Below are 22,021 nucleotides of genomic sequence, written 5' to 3'. Positions count from 1 at the left end.
AACCACTTAGGAGAAACGTTGCAGGACATCGACCGCGGGCGCGTCTTTCGCGCGGCCTGGATCGCTGGTGTCGCCAAGCACTACCCGGGGGAGCCGAAGCCCGGCTACATCGCGCCCTGGGAAGAGATGCCCGCATGGGAGCAGGCAGCCGCGACCGCGGTCTACGACCAGGTCGCTGAGTTCATCACCGTCACCGACGGAAATGCCACCAAACTCACGCCCGAGCAGAAGGGGCGTTGGATCGCCCTGTGCTGGATCGGGCAGATCCATAAGCACTTTCCCGACCCGAAACCGTCCTACATCGCCGACTGGGAAGACATGCCGGACTGGCAACGCAAGGTTGATTCACACATCTTCGAAGCCATCGAATCGTCGATCGCCGCGACAACTCAGTAGTTTTCCACAGGCATGCCTTGTTCCAGGGCGATCCCGCCAGGCGCGGGCTGACAGCACTATCGATAGGCGCCAAAGACGCCAACGCGCAGCCCTGCTACTTGTCTCACACCAGGTCACCCCCAACACACGACCGCCCTGCAACACCATGCCCAGCCGACAACCTCTCGACAGCAGCACACCAGATGCACCGTGCGCCAATGTGCCTGACTCATCCAGCACGAAGTCGACCGCCTCGACGCGATCCACGACAACGCCCGGATGCAATCAACCGCGCAGATCAATCCCTGTCCGGGCTCTACCCCTCCACCAAACGGGTCCTACGTGGAGCTACGAGTCACGCTCGGCAGACCGAACTTTGGGACATTCCAAAACCAGTTGTGAGTCTCCGTATTGTTGACTCGTGACGGCTATGCCCCCCGAGGGGCACCACGATAAGGTGTCCGCCGACATTAAGGACCATCTCGGCCGTGTCGCGGCAGAAATCGAAAAGTTTGTGGACTGGACCCGCAATTGGCGAGAGGCCGAGCCGGGCAGCGATCTCGAGCAAGACCGCGCAACCCTCGGATTCCCCAGCAGCGCAGACGCGATGCTGGCGATGTATTTCCTCAGTGTCGCCGACCACTTGTGTGCAGTCAGGGAACTCATCGGAAGTGATCTTGGTGTCCCGATGTTCTCCCCCTTTACGTTGCTGCGCAGTGCGCACGAAACGATCAGCCGGATCCTGTGGCTGCTGGCTCCTGACGCCAGCAGCGAACGCGTTCGACGTTTGCAGCTGTGCGCGTTGCAGGAACGCGTCAACATCTTGAAGAGCATGGACGACCTCGGTACCCACACCGACATCGAGAAGCCCGAATGGTTCGAAGGTGAGATCCGAGACCTGCGCGACGGGGTAGACGAGATACATACCTTGATCTGCCCTACAGATTGCGGCCGCAACGCGAATCACCTTCTGACAGCGTTGAACATCGCCACGATAGTCACTGAGGCACACGCGATATTCGACACCCGCGACCGGACTCTGCGAACCACACCCGGAGGCTTCGGCCGGGCCATGTGGCGCATCCAGAGTGGCGTCGCCCACGGCCACCTATGGACAAACGAGTTCACCGTCATGGCAACGCCGGACGAGTCCAACACCGATCGCCTGGAACTCACCAGCAACCCTGGACTCCTCGCTGTCAATCTTCGGCTTCAGATGCTCTATGCGAAACATGCCGCATGGCTGTACCACGACCGAGCAACCGCTTCGGGATAGCACGATTCCCGAGGAATAGTCACCGAATTGAGACTGTCGGGCTCCTGGCCGCGACGCGAGACGTCGAAGGCGGTCCTGTCCGTGAAATCGCAGCGCGCGGAATGGTTCCCGCTTATGCGAGTGAGGTAGGTCACGGCACCGTTCACTGGGACATTAGCCTGGTGGTATGGCACGCGATGAGCGCGGGGTGACCGCCCAGAGCGAGGATTTCGCTTCTTGGTACAACGAGCTGGTTGTGAAGGCTGGCCTCGTCGACCGGGGTCCGGCCAAGGGCACGATGGTTATCCGACCGTATGGCTATCGCGTGTGGGAGTTGCTGCAAGCCGAGCTGGATGCGCGGATCAAGGCGACCGGGCATGAGAACGCGTACTTTCCGCTGTTGATTCCGCAGAGCTACCTCGAGCGCGAGGCCGATCATGTCGATGGTTTCGCCCCTGAACTGGCGGTGGTGACGCACGCCGGCGGCAAAGAACTCGAAGAACCGCTGGTGGTGCGACCGACTTCGGAAACCATCATCGGGGAGATGATGGCGAAGTGGATTTCCTCGCATCGGGATCTGCCGATGCTGCTGAATCAGTGGGCGAATGTGGTGCGGTGGGAGATGAGGCCGCGAATGTTCTTGCGCACCACCGAATTTCTGTGGCAGGAAGGCCATACCGCGCATGCTGATGAGCAGCAGGCGCGTGCGGAGATGATGCTCGCGTTGGGTATTTATGAAGAGGTGGCGCGTGAGTATGCGGCGATGCCGGTGGTTGCGGGTGAGAAGACCGCTGGTGAGCGGTTCGCGGGTGCGGTGTCGACGGTGACGATCGAGTCGATGATGCGTGACGGCAAGGCGCTGCAGGCCGGTACATCGCACTACATGGGCACGAATTTCGCGTCAGCGTTCGGTATCCGCTATGCCAGCGCCGATGGGCGAGAAGAGTTGTGCCACACCACGTCGTGGGGGATGAGTACCCGAATGCTCGGCGGTATCGTGCTGACGCACGGCGATGATCGGGGTCTGGTGCTGCCGCCTCGGCTGGCGCCGTATCAGGTGGTGATCGTGCCGATCACCCGCGGCGATGGCGCGGATGTGGTGGCGGCTGCCCAAGCGCTGGCCCAGGGGTTACGCACTGCGGGTGTGCGGGTGCATGTCGATGACCGCGAACAACTCAGTCCCGGATTCAAATTCAATGACTGGGAACTCAAGGGAGTCCCGGTCCGGGTCGAGCTGGGGCCGCGTGATCTCGCGGCCGGGACCGCGGTGCTGGTGCGCCGTCTGGGCGATCAGGGTAAGCAGTCGGTGCGGTTGGATACGTTGCCGCAACTCATGCCGAGCATCCTTGAAGAGTTCCAGGCGTTCCTGCTGGCTCGGGCCGCCGATTTCCGTGACACCCACACCGCCGATGTCGAGGACTGGTCCGCGTTCGAGACCGCTGTCGCGACGGGATGGGTGCGAGCGCTGCATTGCGGGCAACCGGCGTGTGAGGACGACATCAAAGCGGTGACCTCGGCGACGCCGCGGTGCGTGCCACTGGACGGGCGGCCGGAGACGGGTCGGTGCGTGCGTTGTGGCGTACCGGCCATCTACGGCAAGCGGGTGATCTTCTCCCGCGCCTACTGAATCGAGTAGGGGTGCCAGGTCTCCTTGCCCTCCTACTCACACCACCGGACATGCGGGCCCGCATCCGGCCGTTCGTCAAGCCGCTGTTGTGAGCGGGTGCCAGGTGTTCTGTAGTCCCGCAGGCCGAGATCGTCCCAACAGGCTGGCAGGCGACATCCTCGACAAGCGATACGACCAGATCACCCATGGCCGTAGTGGCCTCGGATACAGCCGACATCGACAGGAATAGTCCTGCGGAGGACACGATCAAGTGTCTGCCACGATCAGTCGACTGCCCGAAAGCAGCCATCAACACCTCGCCGGAACGCGGGAACCGCTGGGTGTTCTAGAGCGGATCGGTTCCCGGCTTAGCCACACGCAGCCGCGCGGGGGGCATCGTGCACCCCATCCGGTGTTCCGGTGAACACGATCTGATGACTCATGCGCATCCCGTTGACGACGTAGGACGGGATCGCAACGAGCGACACTGGCAGGTCAGGATCGCACAGCGTCCACGGCTCCTGCGCATCGGTGAGCGGCCCTTGAGTAGACGTCTCGAAGTCGAACCACACCCGCCCGCCCGCTGCCCGAGCTTCACGGAGCACCTCGGCGAGGCGATGCACCACGTCGGCCGCCAGATCGACGACGTCACGGCCGGAACCCACATCGACAGGAAGCGCGCCCTGCCCAAGACACAAGGCTCTGCACAGCAGTCCTGTTCGATGGGCGGCGGAATACCTACTCGATTCCCCCGCAGCACGGCAAAGCAGAAGAGCAAGGTGCTGTACATCCTGCTCAGCGAGACACCGGAAACGAGCCGCGGTTTCCGCGTGGGTGGCAACATCTATCGACTCCGACATCGACGGCTCGCGGACCGGTATGTAGCTGGCCCTGTCCAGCACCTTTGCGGCCCAGTTCGTCGCGGTGGTGGCCGCGTGGGAGAACCAAGGGGTCAGGGGCGGCTTCACTCCTTGTCTTCCTCGGGTGACATGGCGGTTGCCGAACTGCCGTAGCGTCGTCGGTCCTGGTTGAATTCGACTGTCGCGGTGACTTGTTGCCCGTTCCCATGCAAGGTCGCGATCGCGGTGATCTCGGTGTCACCAAACCGCATCTCGAGACCGGCACTTCGCTTGTCGACATCCAGATGCATGACGTCATGCAGGCTCAAACGCATCACGCCGATCCGCTCGCATCCAGGATCATCGATGTAGCGTGGTTCGCGCTCACGCGTTCTGTAGATGTCGAACTCCATTTCGGCGTCTGTTGCCTGAACAGGCAAATACGACTGCTTCCTGACCTCGGCTGCACCAATGGAGTCACCGGCCCGCACGAAGACGCTGAATCTGTCGTTGCACAGGATCTCACCGTCCCACGACTCGGTGCGCAGCCGCAGCGGGTCCCTATCGGGCTCGAATGGTTTGCAGACGTCGACACCGTACGTGAACTTTGTGCGCCGCCTATTGGTACTGGGGTCGTAGGCGTGATGTGTGGCCCCAATGAGAACCGCCGCCGCCGGATTCGGCACGACCAGTACCGTGGCACGGCCCTCGAGATGAGCCACCATCCGCTGTTGCAGGTACGGCGAGTTCGCGAACCCTCCCACAAGTAGCACCAGTTCGTCGTGACCATCGCCATCTGCAATCTCGGCAAGCTGCCGATCCACCAGGCTGAGCATGTCATGCAGAACCATCTCGAACAGGTCCCGAATCTCGTTCGGGCTTACGGCAATACCGTGCGCGTGCCCATTCTGCAACTCGGGAAGCCTGGCGACAGTATCCGGGTGCAGTTGTCGGCGTTCACGGAAATCCCCAGGTTGAGCCGGTTTTCGTTCACGTAATTCGGCTCTGGCGACGATCATGTGACGTGCGCTGGTCGGAGTGTGGGTAAGTCTCCTGGAGTGGTGGGAATCGGATCGGCTGCCCGGCAACCGCTTCCGGCGTGTCGTGCGTGAGGTCCGGGGGCTGCCGAAGATGATGTCGGGCGTGGATTTCGCAGTGTATTGATGTGCTCTTGCCGCACTTCGCGGCGGTGGCTGTGGATGGTGTCGACCTGGATGGGGATCTGGTGACGTTCCGGGTGCGGGCGAAGGCAGGTGAGGCGCCCTGCTCGGGCTGCCGATGGCGCTCGGGCCGGGTCCATGCCCGCTACCAGCGGCAACTCGCCGACATCCCGCTGGGTGGCCGTAGGGTGCGGGTAGTCGTGTGTGTCCGCCGGTTCAAGTGCGTCAACCCCGAATGCTCGCAGTCCACGTTCTCCGAGCAGATCGAAGGGTTGACCACACCGTTCGCCCGCCGCACCCCGCCATTGACCCAGGCTCTGGTCCGCGTCGCGCTCGCGCTGGCCGGCCGTCCCGGAGCAAGGCTCGCAGCAAGGCTCGCCATGCCATGCTGCCGCGACGTGCTGATCGGCCTGATCCGCGCCCAGCCACTGCCCGACCCCGGACGGATCGAAGTGCTCGGTGTCGATGACTTCGCGGTTCGGCGCCGCCGCTCCTACAACACCATCTTGATCAACATGGACAATCATCGGCCCGTGGACGTGCTGCCCGACCGTGAGGCCGGCACGCTCGCAGCCTGGCTACGCGAGCACCCCGAAATCCGGACCGTGTGCCGCGACAGAGCTGGGGCCTACGCCGAGGGCATCCGCTCGGGCGCCCCGCAGGCGATTCAAGTCGCGGACCGATTCCATCTGTGGAAGAACCCTGTGCGAGGCGGTGGAGAAGACCGTGTCCGCCCACCACCCCTGTCTGCGTAAAGCCGCTGCGGCCCAAGCCATCCCGGGCGAACCGGAGCCTTCCACGCCCGCACCGGCACCCGCGGCCGAGCTCATCGCCGCGCCCCAGCGCAGCTACCGGCTGGCCGAGCGAACCCGGGAGCGATACACCGCGGTACAGCAGTGCCTCGCCCGTGGACTGTCCCGCTCGGCCATCTCACGGGAGTTGAACCTCGACCGCCAGACAGTACGCCGATTCGCCAACGCCACCTGCATGGAGGAACTGCTCGGCAGGGCCGAGCACCGCCTCACCAAGCTCGACCCCTACATCGACCTGGTCAACCGGCGTTGGAACGAGGGCGTGACGAACGCGCAGACCATCACCTGCGAACTACGGACTCTGGGATTCACCGGAGACGTCCAGACGGTGCGCCGCTACCTCAAGCCCTTCCGGATGCCCGGCACCAGCCGCTGCCGCCCGGACCCACATCGGCGCAAGCCCACCCCCACCGCTGCAGCAGTCCCGAAGCCACGCAAGATCAGCAGCGCGCTACTCACCCATCCCGACCGTTTGACCGAGCAGGACGCACTGATCGTGAAGAACGCAACCACCGAATGCGTCCATCTGGAACACCTCCAGCAGCACGTCCGCACCTTCGCCAAGATCATGACCCAACGGCGCGGCCTCGAACTACCTGCCTGGCTCGACGCCGTCGAAGCCGATGACCTACCCGAACTGCACAGCCTCGCAATCGGTATGCGCCGCGACCTGACCGCCATCATCAACGGACTCACCACCGAACACAGCTCCGGCGCTGTCGAAGGCAACGTCACGCGCGTGAAACGACTCAAGCGCGACGGCTACGGCCGGGCGAACTTCGATCTCCTCAGAGCACAGATACTTCTCGCCGCCTGAACGACCGTCACATGATCGTCGCCAGAGCCCGTAATTCCCCAGGGTGCCGTTCACGTAATTCCCCAGCGGGAACGCGAGCGCGGCGGTGAGGTCCTCGCAGGAGTTGGCTGCTCCCATCTGTTGGTGATGGGAGCCAGAATTGGCGAGGAGAACGTTCGACGTGGTCGATATCGTCGAGATCTTGATTCACTGGCATGCGGGTCGGTCGCAGAGCCAGATCGCGTCCAGCCTGGGGTTGGACCGCAAGACTGTGAAGAAGTATGTGGATCCAGCCGTGGCGGCTGGGCTGTGCCCGGGTGGTCCGGCGCGGTCGCCGGCGGAGTGGGGCGAGCTGGTGCGGGAGTGGTTGCCGCATTTGGCCGACACGAGGTTGCGGCAGACGACATGGCCGCAGATCGAGGCCCATCGCGATTACATCGTGGCGATGCTCAAGGCCGGGGTGAGCAAGCAGACGATCTGGCAGCGGCTGCGTGACGAGCAGGGCCTGACCGCATCGGTGTCGTCGCTGAAAAGGTATGTGGAAGCGAACCTTCCGGAGGAAGACCAGCGGGCAAGAGTGACCGTGCTGCGTGATGATCCGCCGCCGGGTGAGGAAGCGCAGATCGATTACGGATATTTGGGTTCGTGGGTCGATCCGCTCGGTGGGCGTCGGCGCCGGATCTGGGCGTTCGTAATGGTGCTGGCGGCCTCTCGGATGATGTTCGTGCGTCCGGTGCTGACGATGGACCAGCAGGCCTGGACCCAAGCGCATGTGGAGGCGTTCGCGTTCTTCGGTGGGGTCCCGGCCCGTCTGGTGCCCGACAATCTGCGGACCGGGGTCGCGCGTCCGGATCTGTATGACCCGAAGATCAACCGCTCTTATGCCGAATTAGCCCACCATTACGGCACTTTGGTGGATCCGGCGCGACGCGGGAAGCCCAAGGACAAGCCTCGGGTGGAGCGGCCGATGCCCTATATCCGTGACTCGTTCTGGCGGGGCCGGGAATGGGTTTCGCTGCAGCAGATGCAGATCTCGGCGATCGAGTGGTGCCGGGAGGTGGCCGGTGCCCGGTCCTGCCGGCCGCTGGATGGCGCTTCACCGAACTCGGTGTTCGCGGCGGTCGAGGCCGAGGCGTTGAACCCGTTGCCGGGCAAGGACTTCGTGCTCGCCGACTGGACAACGGGAACCGTCGGTCCCGATATCCATGTCAAGGTCGGCAAGGCGTTGTATTCGGTGCCGTGGCGCCATATCGGACGCAAAGTGGATGTCCGGTCGACGTATTCGATGGTGCAGATCTTCGACAACGGCGAGTTGATCGCCACCCATGTGCGCAAACCGTTCGGCAAGCAGTCCGATCTGTCGCACTACCCGCCGGAGAAGATCGCTTTCGCCATGCGGGGACCGACTTGGTGCCGCAACCGCGCCGCCGAGATCGGTGACGCGACCGTCGCGGTGATCACCGAATTACTTTCCGAGAACGCGCTTTTCCGGTTGCGGGCCGCCCAGGGCGTGCTCGGCCTGGCCGACAAGCACGGGGCCGCGCGGCTCGAATTGGCCTGCGCCAAGGCGATCGCCGTCGGGGACCCGTCCTATCGGACTATAAAGGGCATCCTGGTCGCCGGGCTGGAGGCTGACCCGCCACCGCCATCGACCGGTGACGGAGGAGCCGCGGCGTTCCTGCATGGTCCTTCGCGGCTGTTTCGCAACGTCGTGGCCCTGCCCAACCCGAACAGCCCGGCCGCTATCGCCGCCACCATGGACGGCGACCGGGACGACGCCGCCCGCAATGACAGCGGGGACCGTGACCGCGGCGAGGAGGTGTCGGCATGATCGTCGACGTCGCCCTCGAACAAGCCCTGCGAACGTTGAAGCTGTCGGGGATGCTGCAGACTCTGGAATCTCGTCTCGCGCAGGCTCGTGCCGGTGACCTCGGGCATATCGAGTTCCTGCAGGTCCTCTGCCACGACGAGATCGCCCGCCGGGAATCCCAATCGATCGCCCGTCGCATCCGCCGCGCCCAATTCGAGCAACAACTCACCTTGGAGCAGTTCGACTTCGCCGCCTCCCCGAAACTGCCCGCCGCCCAGATCCGCGACCTCGCGGCGCTGCGCTGGCTGCCCGTCGGTGAATCGGTCGTACTCTACGGACCGGTCGGAGTCGGGAAAACCCACGTGGCCCAAGGACTCGGGCATCTCGCGATCCGCCAGGGCGCCGAGGTCCGGTTCATGAAAACCAGTCGACTGCTGGCCACCCTGGCCGGCGGTCACGCCGACCGCACCTGGGACAAACGGCTGCGCGAGTTCGTCCGGCCCGCCGTGCTCATCCTCGACGACTTCGGCATGCGCGAGTTGACCGCCACCCAGGCCGACGACCTCTACGAACTGATCTCCGAACGCGCCGCCAACGGCGGCTCCATGGTGCTCACCTCCAACCGGTCCCCGGTCGATTGGTATCCGCTGTTCCCCAACCCCGTTGTCGCCGAATCCCTCCTGGATCGACTCATCAACACCAGCCACCAAGTCTTCATGAACGGACCGTCCTACCGGCCCAACAAACGGCCCGTCACCAAGAACGCGCCGAAGACCCCACCGAAGGAGGCCATCGGGTAGAACATCAACCAGGACCCACCACCTGCGGAATTCCGCGAGCGCGGGCACCGGGAATTACGTGAACGTCGACACAGTTGGCTGAACAGCGCATGTGACAATGGAATCAGCATGGGACGAATAGGCTCCGCAGGGATGTCGACCTTCATCCTCTCCCATGTATCGATCAGGTCCTCGATTTCCTGCGGGCACTCCTTGCAGAGCCTGCTGTACTCGGATTTCCCGCCGAGCCTGGGAATCACGATGTCTCGCCGAAAGGCTTCATTCAGATAATAGGATCCCGCGGCTGCGCCCTCGGAACGACTGATCTCGCTGAAACCGCCGTCGTCGTCGGTCCGGAATGCGGTGAGATCGACTGTGCCTCCGCCACAGTCCGCGACTATGAATCTGCAGCCTGGCAAGTCCAGGGCAGGGGGCACATCATCGTTGTCGGTCCGGCCGGCGAACCTCACGCCTGCCACGCGCGCGTAATACGCCGCGGCCTCCGGCTCATACGTCAGCGACAGCCTGTCTCCGGGGATACCCGCAGCCTCGGCTGCGCGGCGCATCACCTGCTTCTCGTAATCGTCCCACATCGCTGGCACGGTGATACACCAACGGATATCAGCGGCCGAGTAACCACATTTACCGATCTCGCGCACGGCAATGGCGTAGATCTCGCGAAGATAGCACGCGATCAGTTTGTCGGCCCGCTTCTCGCGATCGTCGATAGCCACCAACCCCCGCGTAGTCGGCGGTTTGCGCTCAGGATTGAGCGACATTTTGTAGCCCCTGACTAGTTTGAATCCCTCGATGTCGGGATCGGCCTTGCGCCCGCGCCACAGTCGATAAGCCTCGTGCCCCCACGCGACCGGGCGTCCTTGACGATTGACCAGCAGGCAGCTCATCGCCTTTGGATACGCCACCGCCTGTGATGGCCATTGCGTGAACAGGCTGATCTGTCGACGTGCCGGGTCGGCGTTCTGCTCGTTCACGATCGCCCAGGCGAAACCGCTGCCATACGTCCCGTAGTCGATAGCGACAACAACGGGCAATACCGAGCCTGACGAAGCCGTACTTGTCACGTACCTTCCTCCACAGCATCCGGATTTCAGGAAGCGCCACAGTACTCCGAAGAAATTGCCCAAAGAAAGCATCGACGTTGGACACGCCGATACGCGGAGGGATTCAGAATTACTGAATGCGAAACGTTTCACCATTCACAATATTGCTCGAACTCCTATAGCTGGGCTGTGGACCGCATCGGTAGCCGCCGGATCGAGCCCTGCACGGTAGCCACCCGGTATGGCTGGTCGAACCGTCGACAGCGCAACTATGCTGCACAGATAATCCACGGAGTGAACATACGTTCGATGGTTCGGAGTATCGTCGCCGATATGGACCGCCTGGGGCCTGACCTTCGACAACTACTCGCCGAAGCTGTACGCAACGCGACACACACCCATAATCCGGCATATGGCCGCGCACTTGCCGTTGAAGAGATATTGACCGTGATCGAACACGAGTTAGCCGATCCGCGCTACAGCCCGGCCGAGCGCAGGAGTTTCCGACAGGTCATTTTGGAAGCGATGAGTCACGGCCGCCGGATGACATAGTCATGTTTTGCCCCGCCGGACTCGAATCAGCCCGCATCGTCGCCCCGCGCATGCGGAAGATGACTGTACACGCCAGCATGTGGCGTCAACTCCTACTGGGAGGCAACGGTGGGTCGCCATTGGCTTCCTGGTGCGTCGGGCGCCACACATACGAAATGCCCTGTGGCTCATTCTTATCCGTGTCTTCGACTGTTCGGGCATGCTGGGTGTCGGGTGGGGGCGTGGAGGAGGTGGGGCACGATGCGGGTCAAGGTTTTGTCCGATCACGGAGGTGAGCAGCTTCACCTGTCCGAGCAGCAGTTACAGGGTGCCGCAGCCGATCATGCCGCGTGGCAAGGCTATTACGCTCACGCATACGGCGAGTTGGAGGCTACTCGCCGGACGCAGCCGCTGTGGAAGCGGTTGCTGTCTGTGCCCACCGCCGACGAACAAGCTGCCCGGGTGCGGGTCGGTGACGTTTCCCGGCAGGTGGATTCGGCCGAGGAAGAGGTGCAGCGGGCGTATAACCGGGTCCAGCAGAAAGGCGCTGGGGTATACGGCGAGGATTTGCTCACCTGGAGTCTTGCTGGGCTGCTACCGGATGAATGGGTCATGCTCCGCGGCTACCGCAACCGACGCGGCGAGACCGACCATGTACTGGTCGGCCCGGCGGGAGTGTGGGCGGTCGAGGTCAAACGCCGCCGGGTTCTGCTGCACGCCGTCGGTGACCAATGGTGGTTTCAGAAGATCAGCGCACAGGGCCGTGTGTGCGAGTCGGAGTGGGCGGTCGACGGCGGCGGCCGTAGCTGGCCTCGCCAGGTCGGCGAGGTCGCGCACGATCTGGCCGCAAGGTTGGAGCGGCAAGGACATCACCTCGGCGTGCGGACTGCGGTGATGATGATCCATGAGCATGCTCAACTCGTCGAATGCGTAACCCCTGGGGTGGATTTCGTCGGTTCCGATCCCTGGCAACTCACCGACACCATCCTCGGTGGTCTCGCGACACCACTGAGCCAGAACACGTGCGAGGACATTGTCGCCTTGGTCGAGCGCGACCATCACTTCCACGCCAGTCGACGCCGAGCACGGTGATCCGATCGAGCTCCGGCCGAATTCAGCCCCATGTTCCAGACGTACTGGGCGGATAGCGGCCGGACGGTGACAGGGCCAAAGCTGCCAGAACCAGCCCACCGCCACGGCGCACGGGCCACTGCTGTTCAACCAAGCGACACCCACGACGAGGAGAGAAAGACAATGAGCGAACCGACTTCGACACAACCAAGCATAAGCAGCTCCGGTCCTGTGACCCGTACGCGCACGAGACCATCGAATGAGATGCCAGTAGCGATGCCGGTTGAGCGGGTATTGGTGCGCACTGAGGATGTAGTCGCGGCGCTGGTCGGGGCGCGCGCCTACCGCGAGGGAATCGAGTTGTCGTTTTACCTGTACGTCCGACCGGGAAGCGACCATTCAGCGTTCAGTAGCTTCCATGGCTATCCCGGTGGCGACAAGGACCAATTTCTGATCGGTGTCGAATTCTCCGACGGACGCACAGCGACCAATATCGATCGCTGGCGCCTCGACGACGGGGCGGACACCGCGATCCTGATGGGCGGTGGCGGTGGTTCGAGCGAGGGAATCAGCGTCACCGCCTACTACCTGACACCGCTGCCGCCGCCCGGTCCGCTGACGGTGATCGCCGCTTGGCCCGCGGCCGGGATCGCCGAGCAGCGCGTCGAACTCGACACCGAAGCGTTCCGGCGTGCCGCCGAAGGCGCAGAAGTGCTGTGGCCCGCGGACACCGGGGCGAAGTCGCGCGAGGTGCCACGCGTAGTTCCGGACTTCGCACCTGGCGGATGGTTCGAACGTGCCGTGAACTGATTCGATCTCCCAACGTCGAGGTCGGCGCTCGAAGTCGCTGTTCTCGTTTATGTTCAACGGAGACGGTCGATCCGGAATCACAGATGTGACAACGCGATTCGCGCACCGCAGACGTCATATCGAAAGGACAATTCCGAAGAATTCAGCGGTTCCACCGCCGCCAGAATGTGTTGGCATGGTTAGTGGCGAGTGCGTCTTTGAGCGCGCAGGGCCGCAGGTCGGCGAGGGGGAGCTGGTCGAGGGGTAGCCACAGGAATTCGAGGTGGGCTTCCTGGCTGACGGGTTCACCGGTGATGTGGGCGGTGAAGATCAGGTTCAGTTCATGGCGGATGGTGTCGGTGTCGTCGAGATAGCCGTGTTCGACGACCGCGAGCAGTCGACCGATGCTGGCGCTGGCTCCGATTTCTTCATTCAGTTCCCGCACGAGGGCGTCTTCGACCGGTTCCCCAGGTTCGACGTGGCCACCGGGCAAGAAGACGTAGGACTTGCCGCGTTCGCGAGCGACTAGCAACCCGTCGGGGGACCCGATGACCGCTCGCGCGATCAGTTCGGTTGTTGCGACGCGCATCTGGAGAGCTCCCAACGTCAGACAGCTCTCGTATGGTAGATCGACGATTTCCGGTCTGCTTACCGCGGCCGATATCGCGGCCTGTCGGATGATGAACGTACCTGACTGGTATCGCTGGAAGTGTGAAATGCGAACCGCTAGAAACAGATTCAACCTTATCGCATCTAACTCGATTCCCGACCCCGTCAACCTTTCCACAGTTGCCATGCGCAGTCCCAGGGGCTGGGCGAGTTGTAGTGATCGGGCTGCCCGTTTACGTCGGGCGCGCGTTCCGGGCAATGGTGGTGCTTTGGTGGTATTCCACGGCTTCAGCGAGTTCGTCGAACTGAAGTAGCTGTTCGGTCAGTTCTTTCAAGTGCTCTTGCGCCGTGCGGGGTTTGCGTAGAGCATCCTTCTCGTGCGCGGCGCGGGCCTTGCCCTGTGGGCGTCGCAGACCGGCGGCCCGTCATGGCAGCGAACCATCATGTGCCGGAGGGAAAAGCGATCGACTCCGCAATCGTGTGGACTTACCGTTCAGCCATGTCCATCAACGGTTTCAGCATCGGTAACGTGATTCTGCGCTCCCCTCGCATGGGCGACGAGAAGGTCGTACGAGCAGCCCACCAGGTGATGGCTGCCGAGGACGGCTTCGACTTCGCTCTCGGTCTGGAACCGGCGATGGACTGGAAGCAATACCTCGAGATGCTCGACGACTACCATCGGGGCCGCAACTTGCCGGAGGGCATCGTTCCCGCGACCTTTCTGATCGCCACCGTCAACGACGAAATCGTGGGCCGCGCCGACATTCGGCACACGCTCAACGACTACCTGGCTCGCAGAGGCGGACACATCGGTTACGCCGTCCTTGCCGAACACCGCCGCCGAGGCCATGGCCGCGCTATCCTTCGGCAGAGTCTGGACCTCGCGCATTGGATGGGCATCGAGCGTGTGTTCATCACGTGCGATCAGGGCAACTATGGAAGCCGCCTGATCATCGAATCTTGTGGCGGCGCACTGGAATCGGTTGAGCCGTGGAGTGACGGGACGCTGATCCGACGCTACTGGATCTGATTCGGGGCCATTGGGAGTCGATGCAGGACGTGTCGGTTCCGGGGCGCGTCCACGGCCGGCAACTGTAGGCGGGAGGCAGGGGCATTGTCGGAGTTCGACCGTCATTTGGATGATTTCACGTCGTATCAGGAGACGCCGTGGGGTCGACTGCGGTATGAGCAGGTGTTCTCTAACCTGGCCCGGCACTTGCCGGATCGTCGGGTGCGAGTCCTGGACGCGGGCGGCGGCAACGGTATCGATGCGGTGCGGCTGGCCCGAGCGGGTCACCACGTTACGGTCGTCGACACCTCGACCCGGTCGTTGCAGGCCACACGCGGACGCGCTGCGCAAGCCGGTGTCGAAGACCGAATCGAATGCCATGCCAGCGACGTACGCCGGGCGGCATGGGATCTGCGTGACCGGCAATACGACATCGTCCTGCTGCACAACGTCGTTCAGTACCTCGCCGAACCCGCGTCGGTGATCGGGGAGCTGGTGGGACTGCTCAGCGTCGGTGGGCTGATATCGATTCTGGCGCCGAATCCCTCATCCGACCCACTGGCCGCCGCGGTCCGCCGAAGCGATCTCGACGAGGCGCTACGCCTGTTGAACACCACCGAGCGCGAGTCGGTCACCTACGGTCTGGAATACGCTTCCCGCACAGCAGAGGAAGTCGTCGGATACGTCCTCGGTGCGGGGATGAACCCGCCGCTGCGTTACGGGGTCCGTGCCGTGTGCGACCTGATCGCCGACGACGAAGCCAAACACGACCCCGTGTTCTTCGACAAGCTGGTGCGGTTGGAGAACGCTGTGGCCGACCGCCGCCCGTACCTGGAGGTCGCTCGGTTCTTCCATCTGATCGCCACCAAACCCGAGGCGTCAACCGACACCGCCGCGCAGATGCGGCGGCGACGCGTCCCGATGGACATCGCGGGCTATGAGACACGGGTGCGCACCGGAGGGTGCTTCATCTGTGAATTCCTCGCCGGGACAGCTGGTTTCGAGCATGAGACCGTCTATGACGACGGCGAACACGTGGGTTTCCTGAACAGGTACCCGACGCTGCCCGGCTATGTGTTGGTGGTGCCCCGCCGACACGTCGAGGACCTCGCCCGGGACCTGACGCCGCAGGAATATCTTCGACTGCAATCAGCTGTCCACACCGTGGCCAAGGGTGTCGCCGACGCGGCGAAACCCGAACGCCTGTATCTGTTCTCGATGGGGTCGGCTGACGGCAACGCGCACATTCACTGGCACATCGCGCCGTTGCCGCCCGGTGTGCCCTACCGGGAACAGCAGTTCCACGCTGTGGCGGCAGAGAACGGCATTGTCGCGTACTCGCCACCGGAGCTCGCAGCACTGGCCGACCGCATCCGCACCGCCCTCGCGGCGCGGACACCGGCCGGTTCAGCGGGCACTCCATTGCAGTCGTGCATCAGAGGCGATTCCGCGAAAAGCGGCCGGTTGGTGGTCATTCGCGGGAACTCCGGCTCCGGAAAGACAACAGTGGCCCGCCAGTTGCAGAGACGGTTCGACCGCGGGCAGTGCCTGGTCATCGGTCAGGATGCCGTGCGACGGGAGTTCCTCCGGGAATCCGATGTCAGCGGCGGCTACAACATCGACCTCCTGCGCGACATCGCCACGCTCGGCCTCGAACGGGGACTCACCGTTGTCGTGGAGGGCATCCTCACCGCACGCCGCTACGGCACCATGCTCCAACAGCTCGCCACCACAGCGGAGCGGGCATGCTTCTACGCCTTCGACCTCACCTTCGCCGACACCGTGCAGCGTCACTCTGGACGGCGCGCCAAGACAGCCGAGTTCGACCGCGACGATATGCGCAAGTGGTACCACGGGTGGGACCCTCTCGGGTTCGTCGACGAGGTACGCATCGACGCGACCCACATACTCGAAGACATCGTCGACATGATCTACACCGACATCACCCCGCACTCCCCGAAGCAGACCGTGGCGAACGGCTCACCGCTGATCGCAACGGCCTTCGCTCCCGGCACCGACGGGCGGCCACCACAGGTGGCACCGCCCGGGCAGCCTGTGGTGCTGCGCTGCTGGGGCACAAGCCACACCGAGCACCTGGTCGCGACCTCGTCCCGGTTGACCGACCTCGCTGACCTGCCGGTAACCGGCGACACGGTGAGCGTCGATGGTCGACACAACGACGGGTTCGTGGCTCGCCTCGAAACCGTCCTGGCAACAAAGCTTCCCGACGTGGCGTTCACAATTCACAACCACGGCCGCGGCGGTGCCACCAGCCGAGACCTACTCGCGGACGTCGTCGGGGTAGACCTCGACCAGGATCTGGCACTGCTGGAGTGCGGAACCAACGACGTGCTCCGCCGCGCGCAAGGCCGCGACCACGAAGCTGTCGATATCGAGGAGTTCACGCGAAACTATCGAACGATCCTCGAGCACCTACGCGCGCGGGCACGGCGGGTGATCTGCCTTGCCGCACCCCCAGTCGGCGGTGAATGCGGTCTGGACGCGGTGTCGATCAACGAGGATTTGTTCGCCTACAACCTCGCCGCACAGAAGGCAGCCCACGACATCGGCGCGATGTTCGTGGACTACTGGGGCGCGTTCGTCACCACCGCCGCCCTACTACGCGGACGCGGCGGTGACCTCAGCCCATGGCTCGCCGACGGAATCCACCTCTCCGACATCGGCGATGAACTGATCCTGCGCAGTCTCAAAGCCACCCTCATCGGGAAGAACGTCATCACCGGCCTAGTGCCGACCCGCACGAACACCACGAAAACCAGTGCGGAGGTGGTGATCCGGCCCGCCCGCGTCGAGGACGTGCCGTCATTGGTCCGGTTGCGCGTCGCAGTGGCGGCCGAACAGAAATGGATCGGCGCCGAACCTCCCATAGACGAAGACAAAGCCGCGGCCCGACTGTCCGAGCAGATCGCCTCGGACACCGCTGGCGTCCTCGTCGGCGACCACCACACCGCCGGTGTCATAGCTATCGCAACCGCCAACTTCACGACACCGGGCGTCGCCGAGATCACCATGATGATCGCCGCCGACCACCGAGGCGTCGGAGTCGGCAGCACCTTGCTCGACCATCTCCTCGACTGGTGCAAACACCACCACGCCCACAAAGCGACCCTGAAAGTCTGGCCGCACAACCTCCCCGCCATCAAGCTCTACCACCGCGCCGGCTTCGAAACCGAAGGCACATTGCGCGCCCACTTCCAGCGGCGCAACGGTGAACTCTGGGATGCGATCATCATGAGTCGACTGCTGTAGAAGCCTGGAACGGGTCCGGCTGCTGAGGCAGTCCAGCGCTATCGGGTGCTTCGCGCGAAACTGCCCCGCTGACCCAGCAGCGAAGTCCCCGCTTTCAAGCTGCGTCGGCACGCTCGCTGTCCCGCCGAGTCGGAAGTTTGGATGTCAGAACGGTTGCGGCGCTGACCGATCCGTCAAAGTTGTCGGTACCATGGTCGATTCTGTTGGACGATGGCGGGACATAGCGTGACTGAACGGCCAGGTCGCGGCTCGCTACACAAACGTTGAACTTCAATGGTGCCAAAGGCATTTAACGAAAGGGGAAAAGTCCGATGCATGAAGGTGGTTGTCTGTGCGGCAACATCAGATATCAGGCGTCAGGCAAGCTCTCGTTCCCGCACCTCTGTAGCTGTCGCCACTGTCAACGATTGTCCGGCAGCCCGGTCATGTCGTGGGTCGACTTCCCACGCAAAGGATTCGAGTGGACCGGCCCCGGCGGAGAGCCGACCTGGTACAACACCTTCCCCGACTCCCAGCGCGGCTTCTGCGGTATATGCGGGAGCTCTGTCGCCGCCCAGGACGACGGTGACGCGGAGTTGGTAGGTGTCACCATGATGAGCCTCGACGACCACAGCGACTTGATACCCGAGCGACAGAGCTTCCGCCCCAACGCTGTCCCATGGCTTCCGATCGTCGGCGCACAGGACTGAATTCCCAAATTCAACCCTGTCCGGCGATTAACTGCACGCCCGGATGCATCACCATGCGCGGCACAAATACACCAGGCACGCAGTGTCGTTCTTCCTCGGTAGGTGCGATGGTGCAGCTTTGCGATGCTCGGGGCGACGATACCGCCGGGTTCTGAATATGAATGAGGTAGGAGTGGCGACCGCTGAGGATGCCGATTCGGGTGTACGGAAGCCGATTCAGCACCGTCCACCGACCGATGCGACGTACAAGCAGTTGTACGCGACGGCGTATCGGTGCGGTGTGCCTTCGTGTCTGAAGCCGCTGTATCGGGTCAATGACGACACCGGTGAGACTTTGCTCAACAGCCTGGTCGCTCATATCCATGCTCGCAGCGAGAATGGTCCTCGCTGGAATGCGGAGATGAGTGAGGCCGACAACCGGGACGCCTCCAATTTGATCCCGCTCTGTGAGCCACACGCGCGAGAAATCGACGCCACACCCAACCATTTCACGCCGGAGACGCTGCGCGCATGGAAAGCAGCACAGCTCGCCGAGTACCAGCGGCTGCAGAAGGGCTGGCTCCTCTCACCGCAGGAGGTCGCCGAAGTTCGACAGGCTTCCTCGGATGCGTATGCCTACGGAGTCGCTTCCGCTAGCGCGAGCGCGATTGTCGGTGCGGCCAGAGCGGTCGGATTGCTGATCGACATCGCGCGACGGATGCGCCGTGGACCCGCCAAGATTTCCGCTGAATGGCACCGGTACAGAGCCAGGTTGACCGCGTCGATGCCGGTGTTCGACGGAGACGGAAATCGGCTCGCGGTGGAACCGGCGGCCCGTGATACCCGGCAATTCGCCGACGCTGTCGTCGCTGAACTCGACGCCGCGCGACTGCGGTTGGAGCCGTTAGCCAGCGCTGTGCGGGGCGAGTTGCAGGCGGTGGGCGCGGTCAACGCAACGTTGTCGCGATGGATCTGGTGGACGGACGAGGCGGTCTCCGAAGTCGTTGTCGCTTCATCGGTTTGGCCTGCTCCTGGGTATGAGGGCGACGATGACAGACTCGATGCCGCGTTGGAGCAGCTGCGTAGAGCCAGCGCCGCGTTGAGCGCAGCGTGGCGCGGGGACCTCGCCGAGCAGCCACCTGCACCGGCGCCGCCTGCGCCCGAGCCGGTCGAGACGCCGACCCAGCGCGCCCTGCGTGAGCACACCGAGGTATTGGACTCGGCGCGACCGTGGGCGCGCGTGAATCATCGCGCCTACGACCCAGCCCTGTACGAGGCGCTGGTCGAAACAGCCGCGTTCGCTCTGTACATTCCAAGGGTGCCCACGGCTCTGGCCATCGACCTGGCGGCCACCGCCGACTTGGCCGCCGATGTCGCCCGCAACGCCGACGAAGCGACCTTCTCCGCACTGCTCGAGCAGGCAGCGACCAACCGTCCGCTCGCTGTCGCGGTGGAGTTGCTGTCAGCCCTGGGAGCGATCGCTGAAAGCTCCGGGCGGGACGCAGCAGCATCGGATGCGGCCGCGCAAATTACACAATTGCTCACCAACGCGGACTGGGCCGACCGAGCGGTGTGGGAAGACAACGCCCACCACATGCAGCGGCTACTCGGGTTGACCGCTGCGAAAGTCACCGATGACAACACGATATCGGCCGCGATAACCGCAGCCCTCGACGACGACCGGGAGCTGCTGTTCCCGATCCTTCGCGCGATCGTCCAATCAGCAGTACAACTGTCCCGGACCGGTGCGCCCGGTGTGATCAAGCACGGACTCGACGAAGTGCCCTCCTGGCTCCCGGTCGAAAGGGTCGCTGCCGAGATCGCCGAACAACTTCCCGACCTCCAACCAGCGGACGATGAAGATCACAACCCTCATCCCCATATAGAACACAACCTTGCCGCACATCTGCTGCGGATCGCCGCACACCGACCGCAAAAGTCCTGAACTCTGTTTACTACAGGTCCACCACAGTTACAGTCGGGGCGGTGGTGGTGCTGGAAGATCTTCACGCACTCGGTACACCGCGCCATCATCGGTGACTCGTTCCTGCCAGGGTCCCATCACCCGTAGGTTCGGCAGGAACCAGCAGTGTTGTTCCTGCCGCAACGGCACCGCGCCGACGAGGCATTCGGCGATGGTGCCGCCGTCGTCGTGTTCGTGGCCGGTCATCAACCGTTCCGCGAAGGCCGCAAGCTCCCATGCGGTGCGGATCGGCCCCACCACGACGCCAGGACGATCGCCGAAGCAGTATTCGGGAAATTCCAGCGGTCCGGCGATACGCCATCGGATCGGCGGTGGCGGATCGCTTTTCAGTCTGTCGAAACCCACGAACCATGCCGCATCGTCGAGTTCGCGTGCCTCGACACCGGCCGGTTTGGAGTCCTCGAGATGATCGGACAACGTCGGCGCATCGTATTCGTCCTCATCCCAGGTCCGGAGGATCCTCGACTCTTTCGGACGTGGAGTCGCATAGAACCGCGTCAGGCAATGCTCGTCATCACACAACACACACATCGGTGCTCACCCCCGCTCTGGTCGGTCGCCGTAGCTATGGGGCGCACCGGCAAGTGCGGTCGCTGCCAGCTCATCACCCGCCTGCATCGGTGCCGAGACTGCGGGAGGCCCCGGATCCACCAGTGCCACAACTTCTTCGGTGAGTGCGGCGATGTCATCGCGTATCCGCCGCGACTCAGCCGTATGGGAACTCATCCGTTCTACTCCTCACTTCCGCTCTGGTACTCATCCACGTTCCCGTTCGATGCCGCGTTCGCGCCCTCGTTCCTCCCGCCCGCATTCGTGTCGACCCCGCCGACGGCGGTTCCTGGCACGAGACCATCAGGCGCCTCGACTGCCACCGGCCGTGCGAGAACACGGTGCGCGCACATCCATGCCCGGTTGCCGACGCGAGACCCGAGAGGTGCGTCTCGGCCCGTCTTGCGGTCAATTGAGCGAATGTGTCATCCACCCCGCCAGCGTGTGGCGCAGCTCAGCGATGCTGTCGCGGTTGGCATCCCATCGCACGGCGGTGCCGCCGTTGAGGTCGAATGCGTCGCAGTTGGTGGTCTTGTCATCGATCAGCGTGGCCTCGGCGATCGTCAGGCCGTGAGCATCGAGCCACCCGCCGAAGAACCGGTTCGGATCGTTCTTTTTGCAGACGCCGACGTCGCTGGAGCAAATGAGGTCGTCGAACAGCCCGACGGCGTCGGTCAGCGTCGCCGCTGCACGGGACCACGGTGCGGCGGTGCGCTGCACGCGACGGAAGGTGTCGGCGAAGCAGTCGATGTTGTCGGTGGCGACCACGATAAAAGCGTGTGCCCGCACTTCGGCCAGCAGTGTCGCAAGTTCGGTGTTGACCGACATGGCTGCGCAGTCCTGGATCAGCCTGTCGAGCAGGAACTTCTCGTCAAGCCCGTTGGTGGGCGTCAGGTTCATCGCGGCGATGACCTGCTCGCTTGACCGGATCCCGCGCATCCATTCGTCCCCGGGGATGCTGTTGGGGGTGAGTATCTCACCGATGTAGTCCATTAGCTGTTCGCGGATCGGATGGTGTGGGTCGGCGCAGATGGACTGCCAGTAGAAG

20 protein-coding genes and 1 pseudogene are annotated in these 22,021 nt (G+C 63.5%); 14 read left to right on the top strand and 7 right to left on the bottom strand.

Annotation, left to right across the window (positions count from 1 at the left end):
• The first annotated feature begins 18 nt into the window (after nt 1-18).
• The 3 genes from ACQPYR_RS22800 to proS all read left to right on the top strand — a co-directional run bounded on the left by ACQPYR_RS22800 (nt 19) and on the right by proS (nt 3,257).
• Nucleotides 19-396, top strand: coding sequence for a hypothetical protein (locus ACQPYR_RS22800; RefSeq protein ID WP_433620981.1), 378 nt, complete (start codon nt 19-21; stop codon nt 394-396).
• 400 nt (nt 397-796) lie between these two features.
• A complete protein-coding gene (locus tag ACQPYR_RS22795) occupies nt 797-1,651 on the top strand; it encodes a hypothetical protein (RefSeq protein WP_433620980.1) in 855 nt (284 codons plus the stop codon).
• A gap of 166 nt (nt 1,652-1,817) precedes the next feature.
• Nucleotides 1,818-3,257, top strand: a complete 1,440-nt coding sequence (gene proS, locus ACQPYR_RS22790) for a proline--tRNA ligase (protein ID WP_433620979.1) — start codon at nt 1,818-1,820, stop codon at nt 3,255-3,257.
• A 347-nt stretch (nt 3,258-3,604) separates the two neighbouring features.
• Here proS and ACQPYR_RS22785 read toward each other — a convergent pair whose 3' ends face one another.
• Together ACQPYR_RS22785 and ACQPYR_RS22780 are read right to left on the bottom strand one after the other, a co-directional pair.
• On the bottom strand, nt 3,605-4,204 hold the full coding sequence (locus ACQPYR_RS22785; RefSeq protein WP_433620978.1) for a hypothetical protein: 600 nt from the start codon (nt 4,202-4,204) through the stop codon (nt 3,605-3,607).
• Entirely contained in the window at nt 4,201-5,094 is an 894-nt protein-coding gene (locus tag ACQPYR_RS22780; protein ID WP_433620977.1) for a hypothetical protein, read from the bottom strand. The genes ACQPYR_RS22785 and ACQPYR_RS22780 overlap by 4 nt, the downstream gene beginning before the upstream one ends.
• Nucleotides 5,095-5,240: 146 nt before the next feature.
• Here ACQPYR_RS22780 and ACQPYR_RS22775 point away from each other — a divergent pair, with 146 nt between their 5' ends.
• The 4 genes and pseudogenes from ACQPYR_RS22775 (at nt 5,241) to istB (ending at nt 9,453) form a co-directional block, all read left to right on the top strand.
• Complete coding sequence (locus ACQPYR_RS22775; RefSeq protein WP_433620976.1) at nt 5,241-5,990, top strand: ISL3 family transposase; 750 nt, start codon at nt 5,241-5,243, stop codon at nt 5,988-5,990.
• Nucleotides 5,962-6,864 (top strand): transposase, encoded by a 903-nt coding sequence (locus ACQPYR_RS22770; protein WP_433620975.1) that lies wholly within the window; start codon nt 5,962-5,964, stop codon nt 6,862-6,864. The genes ACQPYR_RS22775 and ACQPYR_RS22770 overlap by 29 nt, the downstream gene beginning before the upstream one ends.
• 160 nt (nt 6,865-7,024) lie before the next feature.
• Nucleotides 7,025-8,539, top strand: a pseudogene (gene istA / locus ACQPYR_RS22765) (IS21 family transposase); the annotation flags it as partial.
• A gap of 131 nt (nt 8,540-8,670) precedes the next feature.
• Complete coding sequence (istB, locus tag ACQPYR_RS22760; RefSeq protein WP_433620974.1) at nt 8,671-9,453, top strand: IS21-like element helper ATPase IstB; 783 nt, start codon at nt 8,671-8,673, stop codon at nt 9,451-9,453.
• On the opposite strand, the gene ACQPYR_RS22755 is transcribed toward istB, so the two are convergent.
• Nucleotides 9,384-10,514, bottom strand: a complete 1,131-nt coding sequence (locus tag ACQPYR_RS22755; protein WP_433620973.1) for a hypothetical protein — start codon at nt 10,512-10,514, stop codon at nt 9,384-9,386. The two genes, istB and ACQPYR_RS22755, sit on opposite strands and share 70 nt — an antisense overlap.
• 288 nt (nt 10,515-10,802) lie before the next feature.
• Between ACQPYR_RS22755 and ACQPYR_RS22750 the strand changes: the two genes are divergently transcribed.
• From ACQPYR_RS22750 to ACQPYR_RS22740, 3 genes are all read left to right on the top strand, one after another.
• Entirely contained in the window at nt 10,803-11,045 is a 243-nt protein-coding gene (locus ACQPYR_RS22750) for a hypothetical protein (protein WP_433620972.1), read from the top strand.
• Nucleotides 11,046-11,285: 240 nt separating this feature from the next.
• Nucleotides 11,286-12,116, top strand: coding sequence for a nuclease-related domain-containing protein (locus ACQPYR_RS22745; protein WP_433620971.1), 831 nt, complete (start codon nt 11,286-11,288; stop codon nt 12,114-12,116).
• 243 nt (nt 12,117-12,359) lie between these two features.
• On the top strand, nt 12,360-12,905 hold the full coding sequence (locus ACQPYR_RS22740) for a hypothetical protein (RefSeq protein ID WP_433620970.1): 546 nt from the start codon (nt 12,360-12,362) through the stop codon (nt 12,903-12,905).
• 142 nt (nt 12,906-13,047) lie between these two features.
• Here the strand turns inward: ACQPYR_RS22740 and ACQPYR_RS22735 are convergent, their stop codons facing one another.
• Entirely contained in the window at nt 13,048-13,473 is a 426-nt protein-coding gene (locus ACQPYR_RS22735; protein WP_433620969.1) for an NUDIX domain-containing protein, read from the bottom strand.
• A gap of 447 nt (nt 13,474-13,920) precedes the next feature.
• Here ACQPYR_RS22735 and ACQPYR_RS22730 point away from each other — a divergent pair, with 447 nt between their 5' ends.
• The 4 genes from ACQPYR_RS22730 to ACQPYR_RS22715 all read left to right on the top strand — a co-directional run bounded on the left by ACQPYR_RS22730 (nt 13,921) and on the right by ACQPYR_RS22715 (nt 20,385).
• Nucleotides 13,921-14,523: a GNAT family N-acetyltransferase gene (locus ACQPYR_RS22730; protein WP_433620968.1), complete on the top strand. Its 603-nt coding sequence runs from the start codon at nt 13,921-13,923 to the stop codon at nt 14,521-14,523.
• A gap of 162 nt (nt 14,524-14,685) precedes the next feature.
• Complete coding sequence (locus ACQPYR_RS22725) at nt 14,686-17,772, top strand: GNAT family N-acetyltransferase (protein ID WP_433620967.1); 3,087 nt, start codon at nt 14,686-14,688, stop codon at nt 17,770-17,772.
• 311 nt (nt 17,773-18,083) lie between these two features.
• Entirely contained in the window at nt 18,084-18,461 is a 378-nt protein-coding gene (locus ACQPYR_RS22720) for a GFA family protein (RefSeq protein WP_433620966.1), read from the top strand.
• A 172-nt stretch (nt 18,462-18,633) separates the two neighbouring features.
• Nucleotides 18,634-20,385 (top strand): hypothetical protein, encoded by a 1,752-nt coding sequence (locus ACQPYR_RS22715; RefSeq protein ID WP_433620965.1) that lies wholly within the window; start codon nt 18,634-18,636, stop codon nt 20,383-20,385.
• A gap of 27 nt (nt 20,386-20,412) precedes the next feature.
• Here ACQPYR_RS22715 and ACQPYR_RS22710 read toward each other — a convergent pair whose 3' ends face one another.
• From ACQPYR_RS22710 to ACQPYR_RS22700, 3 genes are all read right to left on the bottom strand, one after another.
• On the bottom strand, nt 20,413-20,841 hold the full coding sequence (locus tag ACQPYR_RS22710; RefSeq protein WP_433620964.1) for a hypothetical protein: 429 nt from the start codon (nt 20,839-20,841) through the stop codon (nt 20,413-20,415).
• Nucleotides 20,842-20,961: 120 nt separating this feature from the next.
• Complete coding sequence (locus ACQPYR_RS22705) at nt 20,962-21,150, bottom strand: hypothetical protein (RefSeq protein ID WP_433620963.1); 189 nt, start codon at nt 21,148-21,150, stop codon at nt 20,962-20,964.
• 231 nt (nt 21,151-21,381) lie between these two features.
• The gene (locus tag ACQPYR_RS22700) at nt 21,382-21,912 is read right to left on the bottom strand and encodes a hypothetical protein (RefSeq protein WP_433620962.1); all 531 of its coding nucleotides are present in this window, start codon (nt 21,910-21,912) and stop codon (nt 21,382-21,384) included.
• Nucleotides 21,913-22,021: the final 109 nt, after the last annotated feature.

Origin of the sequence: Nocardia sp. CA-120079 (genome assembly GCF_050955745.1) — a bacterium.
Classification (GTDB): domain Bacteria; phylum Actinomycetota; class Actinomycetes; order Mycobacteriales; family Mycobacteriaceae; genus Nocardia.
This window is presented reverse-complemented; position numbering and strand designations above follow the sequence as displayed.